The sequence below is a fragment of the Dermacoccus nishinomiyaensis genome (genome assembly GCF_900447535.1).
GTDB classification, from domain to species: domain Bacteria; phylum Actinomycetota; class Actinomycetes; order Actinomycetales; family Dermatophilaceae; genus Dermacoccus; species Dermacoccus nishinomiyaensis.
This window is the reverse complement of record NZ_UFXX01000001.1, coordinates 710,489-729,562: the sequence shown is the minus strand read 5'-3', so window position 1 is coordinate 729,562 and position 19,074 is coordinate 710,489. Positions and strand designations below refer to the sequence as shown.

The window sequence follows — 19,074 nt, the reverse complement described above, 5'->3', positions numbered from 1 at the left end:
CGCCAACTTGGGAGGATCACCTCATGTTCGGATTCGGTCAAGACAAGAAGGCTCCTGCAGCCCCCGAGAAATCGTCGGGCATGCTCGACTCGACGGCCAACACCCTGGCGCAGCACCTCATCTCGGTGGGCATCGGGGGCGTGGCGACGTTCAAGTCGGCCCGCGCCGTCGCCGACGAGGCGATGAAGAAGGCGGGCTCCAAGGAAGCGGCGATGGACGACGTCGTCGCATCACACACGAAGCTCGCGGGCGCGAACGGCTTCGTCACCAACCTCGGCGGTTTCGTCACGCTCCCCGTGGCACTGCCCGCGAACGTCATCGGTTTCTACACCGTCGCGACGCGCATGGTCGCGGCAATCGCCGCCATCAACGGTCACGACGTCGACGACCCAGCCGTGCGCTCGGCGATCCTGCTCGACCTCATCGGTGCGGACGCGACGCAGGTCCTCAAGGGCCTCGGCCCGATGACGGGTGGCGTCGCGACGAACGTCGCCACGCGCAAGCTGCCGCCGGCGGCGCTCGCCGTCGTGAACAAGTCAGTTGCGTTCCGTCTCGGCTCGCAGGTGGGGCGTCGCTTCCTCACGCGCATTCCGCGCCTCATCCCCGTGGCGGGCGGCTTCATCGGTGGCGGCCTCGATGTCGTCCTCATCCGCAAGATCGCCCAGTCGGCGCGTCGCGACTTCGTCGCGCAGATCCCGCCGTCAGCCTGACGTCTCCCTGATTCCACCTCGAACGCCACTCGTCTTCGACGGGTGGCGTTCGGCGTGTCCGGGCCGGTTCGGCGATGTGTCGTCCGTGCGCATCAACGGGCTTCCGGGCGACGATCTGGGGGCCGCGAACCCCCGCCTGGCCTTGCTCGAACGGCCCACTCACCCACAGGTGTGACGGCTACGGCCCGTTTCGCGGCCCGCAGGATGCCTCGTCCACAGGTTTGTGGCTCGTGGTCAGCGCGCGGGTGGCGTCATGGGTTTCGCTGGGGGCATGAAGACAACAACACGACTCAAGGGCCTCAGCGCCCTGGTGGCAGGCCTTCCCGATCTCGTCGGCTCCGAGGGGGCGGGCGCCGTCATCGTCCTGTTCGAACGTGACGGTGCGCTCGCGGGGGTGCTCGGCTGGGCGGACGATGCGTGCGACGGGGAGACGGCGCACATGCTCGACGTCGTCGCTGAGCGGCGCGCGACGATGGGTGCGCAGGCCGCCATCGCCATCGCCTATCGCTGCGAGCCGGGCCGCGTCGACATCGCGGCCCTCGCGAAACGCATCGAGCGCCGCGTGCCGCTGCACCACGTCCTCGGTGCCAGCGACGAGCACTGGTGGGCCATCGAATGCGAGCTCGGCTGCTGTGACGGCGCGATCCACGAGATCCCGTCCCTGTCAGAGCAGACCCGCGAGCAGCTTCGCCACGTCCGCCGCGGCGGCGAGGCCATGGCCGCCACCGCGCGCCCCGTTCCCAGCGTCGTCGACGTCCGAGCCGCCTGGGCACGGTTGTGCGACGTCCCCGACACCGCGTCGGGCACCCGGCGACGCTCCCGCAGCGCCGACCTGCAGGTGCTCGCCGACGCTGTCGTCGACGGCCCGACGCGCGATGAGATCCTCCTGTGCGTCGCACCCGAACTGTTCCGTCTGCTGAGCCCGGGCATGCCGCTCGGCGAGACGGGCCCGCTGATGACGAGCGCGTGCCTGCGAACTTGGCTGCCGCTCGTGCCGCGCCACGGCCGCGCCGCGTGGAAGGCCCTCGAGGCCGCCGCGACCTGGCGCGAAGGCGACCTGCGAGGAGCCGGTGCGTGCGCCGCGGCGTCGCTGCGCATCGGACGGACGTCATTGGGGCAACTGCTGCGCGACATCACAGGCACGGGGTTGTCGTACGAGCAGGCCGTCGGTGCGCTCCACACGAAGGCTCGGCAGAGTTCCGTCGCCTGACGAGCGTGCCGGTTGGGGGAGCGCGCCACATCGTGGACGTCGCCGCGCGGGCGATGGAAGCCGCGGGCAGGGCCGCCTACTGTGTCGCAGGTCAAGAGTTTCAGCGACACAAGCCCCGGCTTGCTGAGCGGCAACCTCCCTCGCGGCGGGGTGCCCCGGGTGACGACAGGGCCGCCCGTGGGCGGCAAGCGCGAGAGGTGGGTTGCGACCCACCTCGGAATCGAGGACGTCATGGTTTCGCACCGTCGCCTCGCCGTGGCCGACTCCGCGGCGCCCCTCACCGACGACGGGTTCAACCCGCACGCACGTGCCGTCCACATCGGCACCCTGACGCTGGAGAACGGCGCCGCCCTGCCCGACGTCGTCATGACGTACGAGTGCTGGGGCGAGCTGAACGACGACGCGAGCAACGCCGTCCTCGTCGAGCACGCCCTGACCGGAGACTCGCACGTCGTCGGGCCGGTCGGCCCCGGGCAGCCGACGGCGGGGTGGTGGCCTGGTCTCATCGGCCCCGGCGCGCCCCTCGACACCGACGAGCTGTTCGTCGTGGCGATCAACGTGCTCGGCGGCTGTCGCGGCAGCACGGGCCCCATGTCGCTCGCACCAGACGGCCGGGTGTGGGGCGGGCGCTTCCCACACGTCAGCGTCAGGGATCAGGCGCGCGCCGAGGCGCGGGTCGCCGACGCTCTCGGCATCGCGCGCTTCCACACTGTCATCGGCGGCTCCTTCGGCGGGATGCGCGCCGCGGAGTGGGTGGCGACCTTCCCGCATCGGGTGCAGCGCGCCCTCGTCGTCGCGAGCTGCGCGGCGGCGGGCGCCGACCAGATCGCGTGGGGGCACACGCAGGTGCGGGCAATCGAAGCTGACCCGGATTTCCGGGGTGGCGGCTACCTCGAGCAGGGCGTCTTCCCGACGTCGGGGCTCGGGCTCGCCCGCCAGATCGCGCACACCTCCTACCGCAGCGCGCACGAGTTGCAGGAGCGGTTCGGGCGCGAGTCGCAGGGAGCGGACCGCACGCTCGACGGCGGCCTGTTCGCCGTCGAGAGCTATCTCGAGCACCACGCCGCGAAACTCGTTGCGCGGTTCGACGCCATGAGTTATGTGCGGCTCACGCAGGCGATGGCGACGCACGACGTCGGCCGCGGCCGCGGCGGCATCGAGCCTGCGCTTCGGGTGTTCGGGGGTGAGCTCGTCGTCGCCGCGGTCGACTCCGATCGGCTGTTCCCGGTCAGTGCCTCCGCCGACATCGTCCGGGCTCACGGGCGCGGACGGCTGCGTCTCATCCACTCGCCGCACGGTCACGACGGTTTCCTCATCGAGGCCGACCAGATCGCGGCGCTCGTGCGCGAGGTCATCGCTCGGCCGCTCACGGCCGAGGCGGGCCGCGTCCGTCCCGTGGCGTGACGGCGGGCGCTCGCGGCACCTCGGGTAGCGTGTGAGCCGATCGCCACAGTCGCAGAACAGGGGTTGCGCATGTCCGTCGTCGTCAGTTTCGCTCCGGGCCCGGAGGGTGAGGCCGCGGTGGCCGAGGCCGTGCGTCAGTCGAGTGTGCTGGGGCGCCCGCTCGTACTCGTCTCGACCGTCCCGAGCGACGACGCGCGCGCTGCCGCGCAGGAGAGTGCGGACGCGGTCGGCGGCCGCGTCGTGCAGGTGGAGGAGGGCCAGGACGCGGTCGAGGTGATCCTCGACGAGGTGGCCGAACTCGACCCGGCGCTGCTCGTCATCGGGCTGCGTCGCCGCACGCCCGTCGGCAAGCTGATCCTCGGTTCGAGCGCTCAGCGGCTGCTGCTCGACGCGCCGTGCCCCGTCCTCGCGGTCAAGCCCACAGCGCACTGATCTCGCGCTGCTCCCAACCCCGGCCTGACGCGCTTGCGTCAGGTCGGGAACACCCGCGCACGCAGGGGCGTTGAACCCCGTGATTCTGCGGTTCTCGACCCAGAGTTCTATAATGGTGAAAGAAGCGACGCGGGGGATCGAATCAGGCACCACGGTGCCAGGCGAGCTCAGGTGAGTCTCGGGCAACCGGCTCTCGTCGGATCCCGCCCCCGTGGTTCGTCTCTTCCCTCGTACGAAGCGCTCGGCGCGCGATTGCGCCTGCCCGATGCGTTGTGCACTCTCGGAAGGTAGTTGGTGACCTCAGTGTCCGAAACGGCTCAGACCCCCGCGCTTCCCGCGGACATCGACCATCCCGCGGTCATTGCTCTGTTCGAGCAGGGGCGCGCGAGCGGCACGGTCGACAGCGTGGTGCTGAAGACCGCCCTCGAAGAAGCGAAGATCTCCATGGCCAAGCAGAAGGCGGTGCTGAAGGCGCTGGGGGCCGAGGGCATCGAGATCGTGCTCGACGAGGTTCACGCGGCCCAGGCCGTCGCCACGACGACCGGGCGCAAGAGCGCGGCGAAGAAGTCGACTGCCAAGAAGACGGCGACGAAGACCGCTGCCGCGAAGAAGACCACCGCGGCCAAGACGACGACCGCGAAGAAGGCTGCCGTCAAAAAGACGGCGGCGAAGAAGGCCGTAGAGGCGGAGACCGACGTCGAGCTCGACGAGAACGTCACCGCCGACGAGGCGAGTGAGGCCCCCGCGAAGAAGGCGGCCGCCAAGAAGACCACCGCCAAGAAGGCGACGGCGAAGAAGGCCACCGCGGCCAAGTCGACGACCGCGAAGAAGACCACCGCCAAGAAAGCATCCGCTGGCGAGCCGGACGAGGTCGTCGCCGAGGACGTCGAGATCGACGACGTCGTCGTGACGGACGTCGAGGCAGGCGCCGAGGAGGTCGACGAGGCGAAGAAGCCCGCCGGCGAGGCCGAAGACGAGAAGGGCGGCTTCGTCCTGCGTCCGGGTGACGAGGATGACGCGCCGGCCCAGCAGGTCGTGACGGCGGGTGCGACGGCCGACCCGGTCAAGGACTACCTCAAGCAGATCGGCAAGGTCGCCCTGCTCAACGCCGAGCAGGAGGTCGAGCTCGCGAAGCGCATCGAGGCCGGCCTGTTCGCCGAGCAGAAGCTCGAGTCGGGCGTCAAGATGGACATGAAGCTCAAGCGCGAGCTGTGGTGGATCGCCTCGGACGGCAAGAACGCGAAGAACCACCTCCTCGAGGCCAACCTGCGTCTCGTCGTGTCGCTGGCCAAGCGTTACACGGGTCGCGGCATGCTCTTCCTCGACCTCATCCAGGAGGGCAACCTCGGCCTCATCCGCGCGGTCGAGAAGTTCGACTACACCAAGGGCTACAAGTTCTCGACGTACGCGACGTGGTGGATCCGTCAGGCCATCACGCGTGCCATGGCCGACCAGGCGCGCACCATCCGCATCCCGGTGCACATGGTCGAGGTCATCAACAAGCTGGCTCGCGTGCAGCGTCAGATGCTTCAGGACCTGGGCCGCGAGCCCACGCCGGAGGAGCTGGCCAAGGAGCTCGACATGACCCCCGAGAAGGTCATCGAGGTCCAGAAGTACGGCCGTGAGCCCATCTCGCTGCACACGCCCCTCGGTGAGGACGGCGACAGCGAGTTCGGTGACCTCATCGAGGATTCCGAGGCCGTCGTCCCGGCGGACGCCGTCAGCTTCACGCTGCTGCAGGAGCAGCTGCACTCGGTGCTCGACACGCTGTCCGAGCGCGAGGCGGGCGTCGTCTCGATGCGCTTCGGCCTCACCGACGGCCAGCCGAAGACGCTCGACGAGATCGGCAAGGTCTACGGCGTGACGCGTGAGCGCATCCGTCAGATCGAGAGCAAGACGATGAGCAAGTTGCGTCACCCGTCGCGCTCGCAGGTGTTGCGCGACTACCTGGACTGAGCCAGACGGGTAGCGAGGCAGAAATCCGCGTCGTTCCGGCGCTTTTTCGCCTTACGTCGTGAACTCTAAGGGTGCACAGCGCTCCTAGTCGGGGTACGCTCAGACTGGAGGCATGCCCGGAGAGTTGAGCGTGCCCGAACTGCGTGAGTTGCTGATCTCTTGGGAGCTTGCGCTCAAGGCCGACAGACGCTCGGCGCAGACGATCAAGTCCTACACCGAGGGCGTCAAGCAGTACGTCGCTTTCGCTGAGGCGCGCAAGGCCGACCCGCTGAGCCGGGCGACCTTGCGCGCCTTCTGCGTGCACCTGGGCGAGACGGGGCGCGAGGCTGCGACCGTCCGTGCTCGCCAACTCGGGGTGCGCAGGTTCACCTCATGGCTCGCCGAGGAGGACGAGCTCAGCGCAGATCCATTCATCGGCGTCAAGGCGCCGAAGCTCGACCAGAAAGTCATCGAGCCGCTCACCGCCGACCAACTCAAGGCGCTGCTTCGCGCCTGTCGTGTTCCGGGCGAAGCAACCGCCGCCCGAAAGCTGCGAGCCCGCCGGGACGAGGCAATCCTGCGCTTGATGATCGAAACCGGCGCGCGCGCGGGCGAGGTGGTCGCGATCCATGTCGATGACGTCGATCTGAGGGAGCAGACGCTCGTCATTCGCCGCGGCAAGGGCGGCAAGGGGCGCGTCGTGCCGTTCGGCCCGCAGACAGGGCAGGCAATCGACCGTTACATGCGCCTTCGCCGGGGGCACGCTCTCGCTTCACGGCCCGAGTTGTGGCTCGGGGATCGAAGCAAGGGGTTCTCGTACGATGCGCTGCACAAGACGTTGCGTCTTCGTGCGGACGCGGCCGGCATCGAGGGGTTCCACCCTCACCGCCTTCGCCACACCGCCGCGCACCGCTGGCTCGCAGCCGGCGGCAGTGAGGGCGGGCTCATGGCCGTCGCTGGATGGACGCGGCCCGACATGCTCATGCGCTACACGCGCGCCCAAGCTGCGGCCCGCGCTGCCGAAGAAGCCAAACGATTGAACCTGGGGGAACTGTGACGGAAATGCTCGACGCGGAATCCATTCGCGAACTGGTGGGGCGTCGTAAGCGCCTCATGCCTGAGATCGATGCCGCTTTGGCAGTGATCCGAGCGCAGGGGAAGCGGCAGGGCTACCTCAACGAAATCGTGATCCGCTGCGACGAACGGCACAAGGGTGGCCTGCCCAAGCTGGGCACCGCAGTGCGGCTGGACACCTCGCGCTTCGTCGTGCAGAGCACGATCAAGTGGGCGCCCCGCGATCAACTGAAGCTGACGCCCTGGCAACACGAGGCCTACCTCGGAGTGGGACTGGGTGACGACCCACTCGACGACGCCGCTCTCGTCGACTGGGCGCGGCGCCTCGATGAATGGTCCCGCGGTCTACCGAGCACCGGAGGGCGGTGGCTGCGTGGGCAGACGCCGTTCGACCTGCGGACCATCGTGCGGGTAGGAGAGGATCCCGTGATTACGCCATGGGTCCGGTGCAGGCGGGGGGCGGTTCGCGTGCTGGCGCTGCGGGCGACCTCTCGCGTCATCGTGGACGCTGGGGCATTGCGACGTCGACCGCACGGTGGTGCATGGGCCTGAGTGTCCGCCATGTGACTACGCGACGAATGGCCGGCGCGGCTGTCCGCACCCGTCGCACGCCTGAGAACACCGGAACCCGTACACGGGAATCTGTCTCTCCCCTGCGGGTCGAACGATCCAAGAGCCCGAGGGGTGCATAGCCCCACGATGAACGCCCGTCACCTTTCGAGGTGGCGGGCGTGTCGTGATGGCGGGTTCCGGCGTGGGAAGATGGAGCCTTCTTCTATGAGAGGTCGTGCCCGATGGCGGGCAATAAGGCTGTTACCCCTGTTCGTATGTCGTGTGTCCGTGGTTCCTGCACGCGAGTAGCTTCGAAGCGATCGGTTCGCGGTTTCTGCAGCACGTGTATAGACACGAATCGAATGAGTGCTTCCCCTGGGGCTGCTTTAACCGGCGGGGCATGGGTTCAGTCGCGGGGTGTGCAGCGATGGGTTCCAAGCATATAAGACGGGCTAGCAGTTCACTGGGCTCGATGAACGCCCGCCACCTCACCTCGAGGTGGTGGGCGTTTCGTCGTTTCAAGCAGTGCACGCTATCCGTTACGAATAGAGTAACGACTGTGAACACTTATAGGCCGTGTGCAGTGTGCGAGCAGCCCATCGACGGCCCCGTGGTCGCCGTCGACGTCCACCACCGTCGCAACCGCCACGAACGGGGGTGGACGGCGCGGGAAGCTGTATGCCTCGAGTGCGTGGCGAAACCTGCGGATCGCACCGCCCTCGCCTACGTCACGGGCATGGCGCATGTCGAATCATGGTGGCCAGAAGAAACGCCCGCGCCGTGCGCCGGCTGTGGCCGCCCGACCATCGTGCGCCCCGACGGTCGCCGCAAGGTCGTCGCGTGCTCGAGCGCATGCCGAACGGCCTCGTACCGGGAGACCAGTTCGGAAGCCGTAACGCGCGAGTGTGACGGTTGCGGAGCAGTTGTCGCGGGCCGCTCGGATCGCCGCTACTGCTCGCCCGCGTGCCGGCAGAGGGCGCACCGCCGTCGTAGCGCGGCCCCGGAAGTGCAGGCCGTCGCGCCCGTGGCCGTGGAGTTCGAGCCCGCGAAGGTGCCCGGCAAGTCGCTTGAGCGGTGCCGCCAGGAACAGACCGAGAGCATTCTCGATTGGGTGGAGACCGTCACCTCGTCCACCATGACCCCGCGGCCGCTCGCTCGCGCGGCATGGCTCGCCGCTCAGGTGGACGCCCGCACGCTGGCACTGCTCGAGGATCACCTCGTCGAGGGTGGCACGTGGAGTTCGGCGGCCGAGCAGCTTGGGTTGCCGCTGGGAGAGGTGCTGGCCCGGTATCAAGGGCGGGTGAAGGTGAGCGGCGAGGGGCGTTGAGGCTCGGAGCCCTACGGGCAGGGAAGTTGCCTTTGCTGGAACCCTGCCCAGAAACCCCTGAAGCGCCCTGGGTTTGGTTCCGACCCACCTGAAGGAGAATCGGACCATGCCCAAGAAGTACGACCAGGACTTGCGTGAGCATGCCGTGCGGATGGTGCTCGACAAGCGCGCCGCGGAGGGATGCTCGCAGCGGGTCGCGATGGACGCTGTCGGAGCGTCGCTCGGCATCGCGCCGGCGACGATCCGTAACTGGATGCCCCGCCCTGGCGAACTCCCCGCCGCTACGGCTGGCGCGACAGCGCCGCGTGAGTCCCTTGAGGAAGAGAACCGGCGGCTACGCCGCGAACTCGCAGAAACACGGCGCGCGAACGAGATCCTGAAGAAAGCTTCAGCTTTTTTCGCAGCGGAACCCGACCGCCCCACGACGAGATGATCCGGTTCATCGACGAACACCGTGATCAGTTCGGGGTCGAGCCGATCTGTCGCGTTCTGCGCGCGACGGACTGTGGGTTCATTCCCCCGCAAGCGGGAGGTGCCCCCACCTCCCGCGGCTACCGGGCCGCGAAGACGCGCCCGCGCTGCGCGCGAGCGATCCGCGACGATGTCCTCGTGAAGGAAGTGAAACGCCTTCACGCCCAGAATTACGGCGTGTACGGCCACCGCAAGATGTGGCACGCGATGCGCCGCCGGGGCTGGATGATCGGGCGTGATCAGTCCGCTCGGCTCATGAGAACGGCTGGGCTGCACGGCGTTCGCCGCGGGCGCCGCCCATTCACGACCGTTGGATCGAAGGTGCCCGATCGCCGCCCCGACCTCGTCGAGCGTGACTTCCACGCGTCGGCACCGAACATGCTGTGGGTCGCCGACATCACGTACGTCCGGACAACGAGTGGGTTCGCGTACACGGCGTTCATCACCGCCGCGTGCACGAGGAAGATCGTCGGCTGGTCAGTTGCGTCGTCGCTGACGACGCAGGCGTTGGCGATGATCGCGTTGCAGCAGGCCCTCGCGACGACGCCGGCGGCGCGTCAAGGCGGTCGGCTCGTGCATCACAGTGACCGCGGAGCAGTACGTCAGCCTGGCCTACACCGACACGCTGGCCGAGCACTGCGTCGCGCCTTCCGTTGGGACAGTGGGCGACTCGTACGACAACGCCCTCGCTGAGACGGTCAACGGCTTGTACAAGGCCGAGCTGATCTACTCACGCCCCACGTGGCCATCGACATCAGCGGTCGAACTGGCGACGCTGGAGTGGGTGAGCTGGTGGAACCATCAGCGCCTACACGAGGCACTGGGCTACCGAACGCCGGTCGAGGTTGAGGCGGCTTACGATCAGTCCCAGACGAGAGCTCTCGTCACCACATAAGCGCGGAACGAAACCCAGGGCGCTTCACCCTGCCCGTTGACCGCCTCACGTTGTTCCACCCACGCCGACGAGGCCCGCCTCGAATCGAGACGCGCCTACATCGCGAAACCCTTGGACGCGCCTGCAGTCGCGTCTAGGGCCACCTGAGCCGGTTCTCAGGTGTCGGAGACCATCACCGGGCCCTGTCGGTTTGTTGTTGCAGCTGACCGGCTTTCAGCGCCGCTTGGTGCGATTCCCACAATCCTGGGAATCCGGGGGTACGCATCCGGTGCGTGCCCCCAAGGGTGTGCGTGTTGTGCAGCCCCTTTCGGCGTCAGGTGCGGAAGATTCCGCACCTTCTGGGGGGATGGGCGTGTGGTGCCTACCCTCACCGCACGGTCAACTCCTGATGGTGCAGCAGAGGTTGACCGCCCGGTGGAGGCCCCGCGTGCGCGCGGGTAGGAGGCACTCTCGATGAGAACTCTTCCTCGAAGCGAAGAAGGCCCCACGTGCGCTCAGGTGCCATGCTCGTCGGGGGCAAAGCTTGTACGGCACAAACTTTGGTTTCGCGTGCGCAGGTGCGCTTGCACGAGCAGGTGTGACCTCGTCCTAGCGTGCGAGTACATGGCGATGGAGTCTCAATCGCGATCGACCGGAAGCCCCGGCGCCGGGTGACGGCAGACCTTGGGAGCCACAGCTCCCAAGGTTCGAGCCCCAGCGCCGGGAGGCGTTCACGCCGGGTCGATCCGACTCTCTGCGGCGATGTCCGCGAACTCGAGCAGTTCGGCGGCGCACGCTCGCATGTCGTCCACGGTGTCGGTGACCATGCGCTCGACAGCATCGACGGTCGGCGCCGACATGACGTGCGAGACGTCCGCGTAGTCCTCGAACTGCTGCAGGTCGAAGAAGCGGCCGGGGCGCACGTGCATGCGTACAAGGCCGGGCTCATTGGGGTCGCGTATCCATCCGTCGCCGAGGTCGTGGGCGGCCTCGAGCGGCGCGGTGTGTTCCTGGCACCAGGGCACTCGGCAGGCGCGCACGTCCTCGAACGTCGTGGTGGTCGTGGTGGTGGTCGTCATGGTCGTGCCTTTCGGTGGGGGGTGGGCTCAGGTGTCACGTTTGTTACACCTGCGCGTTCAGGCTTCTTCGTCGGTGGCGACGCGCTCGAAGCGTCCGTCGCGGTGTTCGACGATGACGCGGCCGAGGTCGACGAACACGGCGCGAGCGTCGGGGAAGTGCGCGATCTTGAGCGCGTGGCGGGTGACGTCCATCGCATCGAACGCGGCAGTGACGGCGCGGGCGTCCCACGGGCTCGCGGTGCCTGCGATGGTGCGCTCGAGCAGCGTCTCGGTGGCGTCGTTGTGCGCCACGGCGAGGCTCACGAGGCGCGCGGCGTCCTGCGCGGCGCTCATGCGGCCCACCCCTCAGGGGCGTCGGTAGTGGCGACGACCTTTCCGCTGTCAGAGGGAAGGTCGATGACCTCACCAGTGGCTACGTCACCGACGAGCACGCCGCTGTTACGGGTTCCGTACTACCGGATTCGTGAATAGCCGCCGGCGGCATCGTCTCGAAGTGGTGCACCCACAGCAGCAGCGGCACCACGGCCATAGCCGCGAAGGGTGCGAGGTGGTCGCATAGGGCGCACCACACATCTAGAATCGGGTTCACGTTCAGCACTCCCATGCTGTTCGTCACGACCCCGGAGGCTGCAACCTCGCGGGGTCTCCACTTAGTCGGGGGTATTACGCGGCACAGCGCTTTGCCTGACGCTCAATCACCGCGCCACCACCTGAAATCCGCACAGCGCTAACGCGTTCTTAGTGCGCAACTACCTCGACTGAGAATCCTCGACTGAGAGTCGTGGACGAGGCGCGAGGCGTTCGCAGCCTCGCGCACGACGCCACTGGCCCACATCCACTCGAGTGGATGTGGGCCAGTGGCGTGTATGCCGTGTTAGAAGGCCCTCGTTCAAGAAGTCTGGGCGTAGGGAAAACGCAGATATCCGCGACCTTAACGGGTCGAACGCCCGACCATCCGGCACACCGGACGAGCCAGAACGTCTGACGCACCGCGGGACCCACGCTCGAAGGGCCCCGCGGCGACGTCAGCTCCGTGCCCCGAACGCTGAGCGGGGCAGCAGCCACGCCCGCAGGCGAGCGCCGACGGAGGCGTCGGAGCGTGCTGCGCGCGTCACGCGTTCGGTCGTGGCAGCCATGCCCCGCGCAGGCGTCGGAGCGTAGCGCGAGTTCTCGATCGAGTGTGCCGCGCGTTCGACGGCTTGGACGAGGTGCGTCGACGCGCGCGGGTTGTCGTCGGCGAACCGGCCGGCCGCTTCCTGTGGGGATCGCTCGGTCGTGATGACGTACCCGAGGTCGCGCAGGTTCCACACCATGCGGTGCCACAGCGCCTCGTCACGCTCGCGGGGCTCACGTGCCTGACGCACCGGGCGGTTGCGTCGCCACCAACCGAGCAGCGGCAATGCGCCGAGCAGGGCGATGACGGCCAGTGCGCCGAGCAGCGTCAGCAGGACGCGACCAAGAACGCCGTCGTCGTGGGGCGTCACCGGCGCGCCGTGCGAGGTCGACCTCGACGTCTGCGTCGTCGATGGGGCAACCGAACGAGTGGACGGCACGGGCGCGCTCGAGCTCGTCGTCGGGGCGCTCGACGACGACTTCGTCGCCGACGGGCTCGTCCGTGCGTAGGCCGGGGCGGCGCCCGAGCGCGAACCGGGCGTCGGCTCGAACCGCGTCCACCCCATGCCGGGGAAGTACAGCTCCGGCCAGGCGTGCGCGTCCGCGGCGCGGACCTCGTACTCGTTGCCCCGCTTCGTGCCGGGAAGGAATCCGATCGCGACGCGCGCCGGGATGCCGAGCGAGCGCGCGCTCATCACCATCGCGGTGGCGTACTGGGTGCAGTAACCCTGCTTCGTCTCGAGGAAGTTGGACAGGGGGTCGAGCTGCGCGCCGTCGACGGTGCGGGTCGGGGCGAGCGTCAGCGAGTACGTGTAGGACGGGTCGGTGCGCAGGTGGTTCTGGATGGCGACGGCCTTGTCGAAACGCGAGGTCGCATCCCCGGCGCCGGAGGCGGTGAGCAGCGCGTCGATCCGCGTGCGGGCCGCCTGCGGCAGCGAGGCGACGTCGAGGTCGTCCTGCGTCACCCCACCGGTTCCGGCGCTGACGGCCGAGTCGTCGACGGGGCGCGCTGCCGCCGTGAACGTCCGGAAGATGACGGCGTACGCGGGCACCTGAGCGGCGAGGTGCGGCACGCCGGTCGTCGTTCCGACGTCGAAGGTGTCGTGGCCCTGGCCGAAGGCGGCGGCGCGCAGCGTCGTCGGCGCGGCGATGAACGGCGGCTTCATCGCGTTGAGCGTGACGGTGGCCTGCGAGCTCGTCGTCGGCACGGCCGGGTCGTAGCCGAGCGCCGGGAACTCGCTGTTGGCCTTCACCTTCGTCGTCGGCTCGTTCGTGCGGGCGCGCCACTGGCCGTCCGCGTACGTCGAGCTCGTCGTCACCCGGAGCGGGCCGGGCTGTGAGTCCTCGGTCGTGTAGGTGAGGACGGGCGCCGCGTTGCGCGAGGACAGATCATTGCTCAGGTCGAGCGATGTCGAGAAGTCCACGCTCGTGTCGACGCCCCGGGCCCCACCCTCGGCGAGAGCCGGAGTCGCGCGGGTCGGCACGTGCCCCGACAGGGCGGCGGCGCCGGCCACGGCCAGCACCGTCACGGCGGCGAAGACGGGCGCACCCGTCAACGTGCGGGAACGACTCGTGCTCAGCCACATCAGGAGCGCCCACGCGGCTGCGGCAGCAGCGAAGTAGGGCAGCGGCAACGTCTGACCGAGCGCCGTCGTCGCGAGCACGAACGGCGCCGCGACGGGCAGCACGGTGGCGGCCGGCAGCTTCGAGGTGCCCCCGACGTAGTCGACGACGAGGGCGACGAGCGCGGCGCCGAGCGTCAGCGCGGCGATGACGCCGGCGACGGCCGGCAGGGGAGCGACGGAGGAGTTCGCGACCTTCTGCGCCTCGTGGCCGGCGTCCCGCAGAGCGGACGGGGTCGGGGAGACCCCGTGCGCGGCGAGCGCCGCGAGTGGCGAGACCATGACGGCCGCCGCCTGCGCGAGCACGATGAGCCAGGAACGTGCACCCACGCGTCGCAGCCCGGCGCCGATCGCCCACATGACGAGCGCGGCCACGACGATCGGCACGCCGACGCTGTCGGCCTTCGACAGCTCGACGAGGGGCCAGCAGGCGCTCAGGCACAGCAGCCCCAGGGCGACCTCGGCGAGGATGCGGCGGGTGGTCATCGAGCTCCTTCGGCGGGGGCGGTGGTGACGGGGCGCGCCTCGGGAACCGTGTGTGTGCTCCACCCGTCGGCGTCGAGGCGGGCGCGCATCGACGTCACGGCATCGGGTGATCCGGCGACGAACGCCTCACCCCCGGACGGCGCCGGCCCCAGTGAGCCCGCGGTGTCGGCGTGGACGAAGACGACGTGCGCGGACGCGGCGTCGTCGACGAGGGGGCAATCACCCGCGACGGCGAGGGCGTCCATCGCGTCGTGGAGATCGCGGTAGGTCTCGGCGCCGACCCGCAGCGCGAACGGCTGGTGCGCGCGGGCGCGTGCACTCAGCCACGAGGCGCAGGCTTCGACGAGGCCTTCCCATCCGGCGTCGACACCCGGGGTCTCGACGTGCCCGACGAGCCGGGCACGGGCGGTCTCGTCGGTCGGTGGGTCGAGCTGGCGGACGATGAGTTCACCGCGGCGAGCGGTGGCGGGCCAGTGCACGAGGCGCATGTCGTCACCGCGCACGTACTGGCGCACGCTCGCCCCGACCTCGCCGCCGAAGGCGAGGTGCGATTCGATGCTCGAGTCGCCGACGAGGCTGCGCTCGCGCTGCGGCGTGAGCGCGACGTCTTGGCGGGGCCACACGCGGATCTCACGGCGCGCGGCGACGTCCCGCGTCAGGTGCGCGAGGCCGAATGGGTCACGCACGACCAGGCGCGTCGGACCGGTGACGAAGCGGCCGCGGTGAGGTGCGCTCACCGCGTATTCGCCGTCGAAGTGGCGCCCCTCGACCGGCCACGACGGCGTCGGGCCGCCGAACGTGTGCGGTTCCTGGAGGGTGGCACCCGAAAAGCGCGCCGACGGCGACAGCTCGGCGTGGACGGCGACACGCTCGCGGTCACCGGGTTCGAGCGGCAACCGCGGGCCGACGTGACGCACCTGCGCCGACGCGCGTGTCGCGACGAGCAGCGTCAGCACGCTGAGGACGAGGAGCAGCAACGCGAAGATTCCGGCTCGCACGAGGTCGGTGAAACCCGAGAACGCGCCGATGAGCACGAGGGAGACGCCCGCTCCCGCGAGCAGCAGGCCACGACGGGTGAGGCGCGGCAGCGCGCTCATCGCGACGCCGACGGCACAGCCACGGTCTCGACGAGGTGGCGCACGACGTCACCGGGCGTCTCGTCGCGCTGGGCGCGGTTCATGAGGACACGGTGCGACAGGACGGCGGGCGCCATGGCGGCGACGTCCTCCGGCAGCGCGTGGTCGCGCCCCGCGATGGCGGCGTGGGCGCGCGCCGCGCGCAGCAGCTGCAGCGAGGAGCGCGGGCTCGCGCCGAGACGCAGGCTGGGGTGGCTGCGCGTCGCGGCGACGAGGTCGACGACGTACTGACGCAGCGCGTCACTCGTGTGCAGTGACGCGATGGCATCGATCGCGTGCTCGACGTCGTCGGCGCTGGCGACGGGACGCAGCGTGTCGAGCGGGTCCTTCTCACCGTGGTGCAGAAGCATGTCGAGCTCGGCGCGCGCAGAGGGGTAACCCATGCTGATCTGCGCCATGAAACGGTCGCGCTGCGCCTCGGGCAGGGGGAAGGTGCCGTCCATCTCGACGGGGTTCTGTGTCGCGACGACCATGAAGGGGCGCGGCAGCGGCATGGTGCGCCCGTCCATGCTCACCTGGTGCTCCTCCATCGCTTCGAGCAGCGCCGACTGCGTCTTCGGCGAGGCGCGGTTGATTTCGTCACCGATGACGATGTTCGCGAACACCGCGCCCGGACGGAACGTGAAGTCACCCTTGCCCTGGTCGTAGACGTTGACACCGGTGATGTCGCTCGGGAGCAGGTCGGGCGTGAATTGGATGCGTCGCATCGTCGCGTCGACCGAACGGGCCAGGGCCTTGGCGAGCACGGTCTTGCCGACGCCCGGCACGTCCTCGACGAGCAGGTGACCGCCCGCGAACAGCACGGTGACGGCCGTGAGCACGACGTCGTCCTTGCCCTCGACGACGAGGGCGACGTTGCGGCGCACGGCGTCGGCGAGGCCGAGGACGTCGGTGGTCGCGGGGTAAGGCTCGGGGCTGCGGCGTTCCATGACTCACGATCTTGCCAAACTTCCCTCCCCGGCCACAGTTCGCCCCGCGGGCTTGGATGCGTCGTTACCCGCCTGGCCGACGAGCGCATCGCCCTCCACCGCGCTCCACGCACGCCCTCCACTGCGCTCCACCGGGTTCCTCCACATCGCTCCACCTGCGCTCTCGACGAGGTGCCGTGGCCGTGAAGCCGTCGACCGAGCCGGACCCGCGCCCCCACGCTCGGGGAACGGCGGTTTTTTCCCTCCACCGCGCCCCACCCGCCGTCAGCCCTGCAATGACGCGGAAATCGCTCTGCCCAGATCACGAGATCAGACATGGTGGGGCGACATGGTGGGGTGAAGTGGAGTAGAGTGGGGGTCATCGGAGCGAGATCGGTGACGGGAGGTGCCCAGCCGTGTTTCTGGGTACCCACACGCCGCGTCTCGACGACAAGGGCCGCATGATCCTTCCCGCGAAGTTTCGCGAGAAGTTCGCTGCGGGCCTCGTCATGACGCGTGGGCAGGAACGCTGCCTGTACGTCTTTCCGATGAACGAGTTCGAGCGCATCGCTGCCGCGATGAACACGACACCCGTCACCTCGCGTGCGGTGCGTGATTATCAGCGCGTCCTGCTCTCGGGGGCCTCCGACGAGATCCCCGACAAGCAGGGCCGTGTGACGATCCCGCCGCTGCTGCGCGAGTACGCGGGTCTTTCGAAGGAATGCACGGTGATCGGTGCGGGTAACCGCGTCGAGATCTGGGACACGCAGGCGTGGAACGACTACCTCGCCGGCGCGGAACAGCCGTTCTCCGAGCAGGCCGAAGAAGTCGTTCCCGGTTTGCTGTAGCCCTGCTGTCGCGAGGTCTCCGGCCGCTGAGAATCCGACACACCTTCCCCGGTGCCGGAAGCCCAGCGGCGGGGGCCCTGGCGACAGCAGCGCCGCCGGCCGAATGCCGCCCACCCCGATTCGAGCGACGGAGCACCGATGGAGATGTCACGCGGCCTCGCAGCCGATCGTCACGTGCCCGTCATGCTCACCGAGATCCTCGACGCTCTCGCCCCCTCGCTCGAGCGCTCCGGCGCTCTCTACGTCGACGCCACCCTCGGCATGGGTGGCCACACCGAGGCCGTGCTCGAGCGCTTCGGCGAGGCCCGCGCCATCGGGATCGACCGTGACACCGAGGCCCTGCGTCTGGCCGGTGAACGCCTCGCCCGCTTCGGTGACCGCTTCGAAGGCGTGCACGCCGTCAACACCGAGGTCGCCGACGTCCTGCCCCGCCCCGCGGACGCGATGCTGTTCGACCTCGGCGTCTCCAGCCTGCAGCTCGATGAGCTCGACCGCGGCTTCAGTTACCGCGCCGACGCGCCACTCGACATGCGGATGGACCAGACGAGCGACGGGCCCACGGCCGCCGACGTCCTCAACACCGCCAGCCAGGACGAGTTGGAGCGCATCCTCAAGACGTACGGCGAGGAGCGCTTCGCCCGCAAGATCGCGCACGCCGTCGTCAAGGAGCGAGAGAAGCAGCCGTGGACGACGTCGGGTCGGCTCGTCGAGATGTTGCGCTCGGTCATCCCGCTCGCTTCGCAGCGTCAGAGCGGCCACCCGGCCAAGCGCACCTTCCAGGCCCTGCGCATCGAGGTCAACGACGAACTGCGCGGCTGGGAGCAGGCTGTGAGGTCGGCGCTCGACTCGCTGGCCGTCGGCGGACGCCTCGCCGTGCTGTCGTTCCACTCGCTGGAGGACCGCATCACGAAGCGCGCCTTCGCAACTGCGTCCGCCTCGACCGCGCCGCCCGGTCTACCGGTGGAACTACCCGAGCACCGTCCCGAGTTCGCGCTCGTCACCCGGGGCGCCGCCGTCCCGAGCGAGGACGAACTCGCGCGCAACCCCCGCAGTGCCTCCGTCAGATTACGAGTCATCGAACGCACCCGAGCGAAAGGAAGCCAGTCATGACCCAGCTGGCCGCCCCCACCCGCGCCCCTCGTCGAGTGACGACGAGTCGCCCCCGCGTGACCTCGGCCCGTTCCGGTGCGCGTCCGGCTCGGCCAGCGACTCAGGTCGCCACCGCCGAGCGCGCCGGGCACACTCGCTTCATGGCGCTCGCCGTCCTCGTCGCGATGGCCTCGGCGCTTGCGCTGTTGTTCCTCAACACGATGCGCGCCGAGCAGTCGTTCACCCTCTCGACGCTGCGCAGTGACGTCTCCACGCTCAACGAGCGAGAGCAGGCGCTCGACAGCGAGATCTCGGCCGTGTCCGCGCCCGAGGAGCTCACGCTGAAGGCCGAGAGCTACGGCATGGTCAAGCCGGCGTCGATCACCTATGTGAGTCGGGACACGGGCAAGAAGCTCGGCGTGGCACACCCGAGCCAGGCGGGCACGGCGCTTAGTGTGAACACGCTCCCGAGCACCCCCGCCAGCAAGGCGGCCGGCGAGGTGATCGCCAGCGGCACCGTCGGTCTGCACATCACCGACCCGGTGGCGCAGGCGCAGGCTCGAGCCAAGGAGAAGGCAGCGGCCGACGCTGCTGCGGCCAAGGCCGAGGCGGCCAAGAAGGCCGAGGCGGCGAAGAAGACGAGCAAGTAAGACGTAGAGCGAGCACGACGTGGACGAGCGGGACGAGGAGAGCTGACGTGGATCGACCCCGGCGCTCTCAGCCCGGCCAGCCTCGCCGCCCCCGTCCCGACGGCTCCCAGCGTCCTGGATCTCGCGGTCGGGTTCCGGCGCAGAACCGGCGACA

General features: G+C 69.2%; 16 protein-coding genes, 1 pseudogene, 1 riboswitch and 1 other annotated feature. Of the genes and pseudogenes, 12 read left to right on the top strand and 5 right to left on the bottom strand.

Translation table 11 applies throughout. The annotated features are described in order from the left end of the window. Window positions 1-23: 23 nt before the first annotated feature. The 9 genes and pseudogenes from DYE07_RS03515 (at window position 24) to DYE07_RS03475 (ending at window position 10,010) form a co-directional block, all read left to right on the top strand. The gene (locus DYE07_RS03515; RefSeq protein ID WP_115296356.1) at window positions 24-710 is read left to right on the top strand and encodes an EcsC family protein; all 687 of its coding nucleotides are present in this window, start codon (window positions 24-26) and stop codon (window positions 708-710) included. A 271-nt stretch (window positions 711-981) separates the two neighbouring features. Next, window positions 982-1,920 (top strand): hypothetical protein, encoded by a 939-nt coding sequence (locus tag DYE07_RS03510; RefSeq protein WP_147286881.1) that lies wholly within the window; start codon window positions 982-984, stop codon window positions 1,918-1,920. A gap of 89 nt (window positions 1,921-2,009) precedes the next feature. Then, window positions 2,010-2,117, top strand: a riboswitch (SAM riboswitch). A gap of 34 nt (window positions 2,118-2,151) precedes the next feature. After that, window positions 2,152-3,324, top strand: a complete 1,173-nt coding sequence (gene metX, locus DYE07_RS03505) for a homoserine O-acetyltransferase MetX (RefSeq protein ID WP_115296354.1) — start codon at window positions 2,152-2,154, stop codon at window positions 3,322-3,324. Between the two features lie 69 nt (window positions 3,325-3,393). Further along, the gene (locus tag DYE07_RS03500; protein ID WP_006946612.1) at window positions 3,394-3,756 is read left to right on the top strand and encodes a universal stress protein; all 363 of its coding nucleotides are present in this window, start codon (window positions 3,394-3,396) and stop codon (window positions 3,754-3,756) included. Window positions 3,757-4,059: 303 nt separating this feature from the next. Then, window positions 4,060-5,712 (top strand): RNA polymerase sigma factor, encoded by a 1,653-nt coding sequence (locus DYE07_RS03495; protein WP_115296353.1) that lies wholly within the window; start codon window positions 4,060-4,062, stop codon window positions 5,710-5,712. A 112-nt stretch (window positions 5,713-5,824) separates the two neighbouring features. Next, on the top strand, window positions 5,825-6,748 hold the full coding sequence (locus tag DYE07_RS03490) for a tyrosine-type recombinase/integrase (protein WP_115296352.1): 924 nt from the start codon (window positions 5,825-5,827) through the stop codon (window positions 6,746-6,748). Between the two features lie 5 nt (window positions 6,749-6,753). Beyond that, window positions 6,754-7,317, top strand: a complete 564-nt coding sequence (locus DYE07_RS03485) for a hypothetical protein (protein ID WP_147286880.1) — start codon at window positions 6,754-6,756, stop codon at window positions 7,315-7,317. Between the two features lie 583 nt (window positions 7,318-7,900). After that, the gene (locus DYE07_RS03480) at window positions 7,901-8,644 is read left to right on the top strand and encodes a hypothetical protein (protein WP_115296350.1); all 744 of its coding nucleotides are present in this window, start codon (window positions 7,901-7,903) and stop codon (window positions 8,642-8,644) included. 106 nt (window positions 8,645-8,750) lie between these two features. After that, window positions 8,751-10,010, top strand: a pseudogene (locus DYE07_RS03475) (IS3 family transposase). Continuing rightward, window positions 9,035-9,166: a sequence feature (AL1L pseudoknot), on the top strand. It overlaps the preceding pseudogene by 132 nt. A gap of 710 nt (window positions 10,011-10,720) precedes the next feature. Here the strand turns inward: DYE07_RS03475 and DYE07_RS03470 are convergent. The 5 genes from DYE07_RS03470 to DYE07_RS03450 all read right to left on the bottom strand — a co-directional run bounded on the left by DYE07_RS03470 (window position 10,721) and on the right by DYE07_RS03450 (window position 16,354). After that, window positions 10,721-11,068 carry a hypothetical protein gene (locus tag DYE07_RS03470; RefSeq protein ID WP_115296349.1) on the bottom strand — a complete coding sequence of 116 codons (348 nt, stop codon included), beginning with the start codon at window positions 11,066-11,068 and terminating at the stop codon, window positions 10,721-10,723. A 57-nt stretch (window positions 11,069-11,125) separates the two neighbouring features. Further along, the gene (locus tag DYE07_RS03465) at window positions 11,126-11,401 is read right to left on the bottom strand and encodes a hypothetical protein (RefSeq protein ID WP_115296348.1); all 276 of its coding nucleotides are present in this window, start codon (window positions 11,399-11,401) and stop codon (window positions 11,126-11,128) included. A gap of 692 nt (window positions 11,402-12,093) precedes the next feature. Beyond that, window positions 12,094-14,289: a transglutaminase TgpA family protein gene (locus DYE07_RS03460; RefSeq protein ID WP_115296347.1), complete on the bottom strand. Its 2,196-nt coding sequence runs from the start codon at window positions 14,287-14,289 to the stop codon at window positions 12,094-12,096. Next, entirely contained in the window at window positions 14,286-15,386 is a 1,101-nt protein-coding gene (locus tag DYE07_RS03455) for a DUF58 domain-containing protein (RefSeq protein ID WP_115296346.1), read from the bottom strand. The genes DYE07_RS03460 and DYE07_RS03455 overlap by 4 nt, the downstream gene beginning before the upstream one ends. Beyond that, window positions 15,383-16,354: an AAA family ATPase gene (locus DYE07_RS03450; RefSeq protein WP_115296345.1), complete on the bottom strand. Its 972-nt coding sequence runs from the start codon at window positions 16,352-16,354 to the stop codon at window positions 15,383-15,385. The genes DYE07_RS03455 and DYE07_RS03450 overlap by 4 nt, the downstream gene beginning before the upstream one ends. 395 nt (window positions 16,355-16,749) lie before the next feature. Between DYE07_RS03450 and mraZ the strand changes: the two genes are divergently transcribed. From mraZ to ftsL, 3 genes are all read left to right on the top strand, one after another. Continuing rightward, window positions 16,750-17,181: a division/cell wall cluster transcriptional repressor MraZ gene (gene mraZ / locus DYE07_RS03445; RefSeq protein ID WP_006946550.1), complete on the top strand. Its 432-nt coding sequence runs from the start codon at window positions 16,750-16,752 to the stop codon at window positions 17,179-17,181. Between the two features lie 138 nt (window positions 17,182-17,319). Further along, window positions 17,320-18,291 (top strand): 16S rRNA (cytosine(1402)-N(4))-methyltransferase RsmH, encoded by a 972-nt coding sequence (rsmH, locus tag DYE07_RS03440; RefSeq protein WP_074045461.1) that lies wholly within the window; start codon window positions 17,320-17,322, stop codon window positions 18,289-18,291. A 140-nt stretch (window positions 18,292-18,431) separates the two neighbouring features. Further along, window positions 18,432-18,920 carry a cell division protein FtsL gene (ftsL, locus tag DYE07_RS03435; RefSeq protein ID WP_136788337.1) on the top strand — a complete coding sequence of 163 codons (489 nt, stop codon included), beginning with the start codon at window positions 18,432-18,434 and terminating at the stop codon, window positions 18,918-18,920. The last annotated feature ends 154 nt before the right edge of the window (window positions 18,921-19,074 follow it).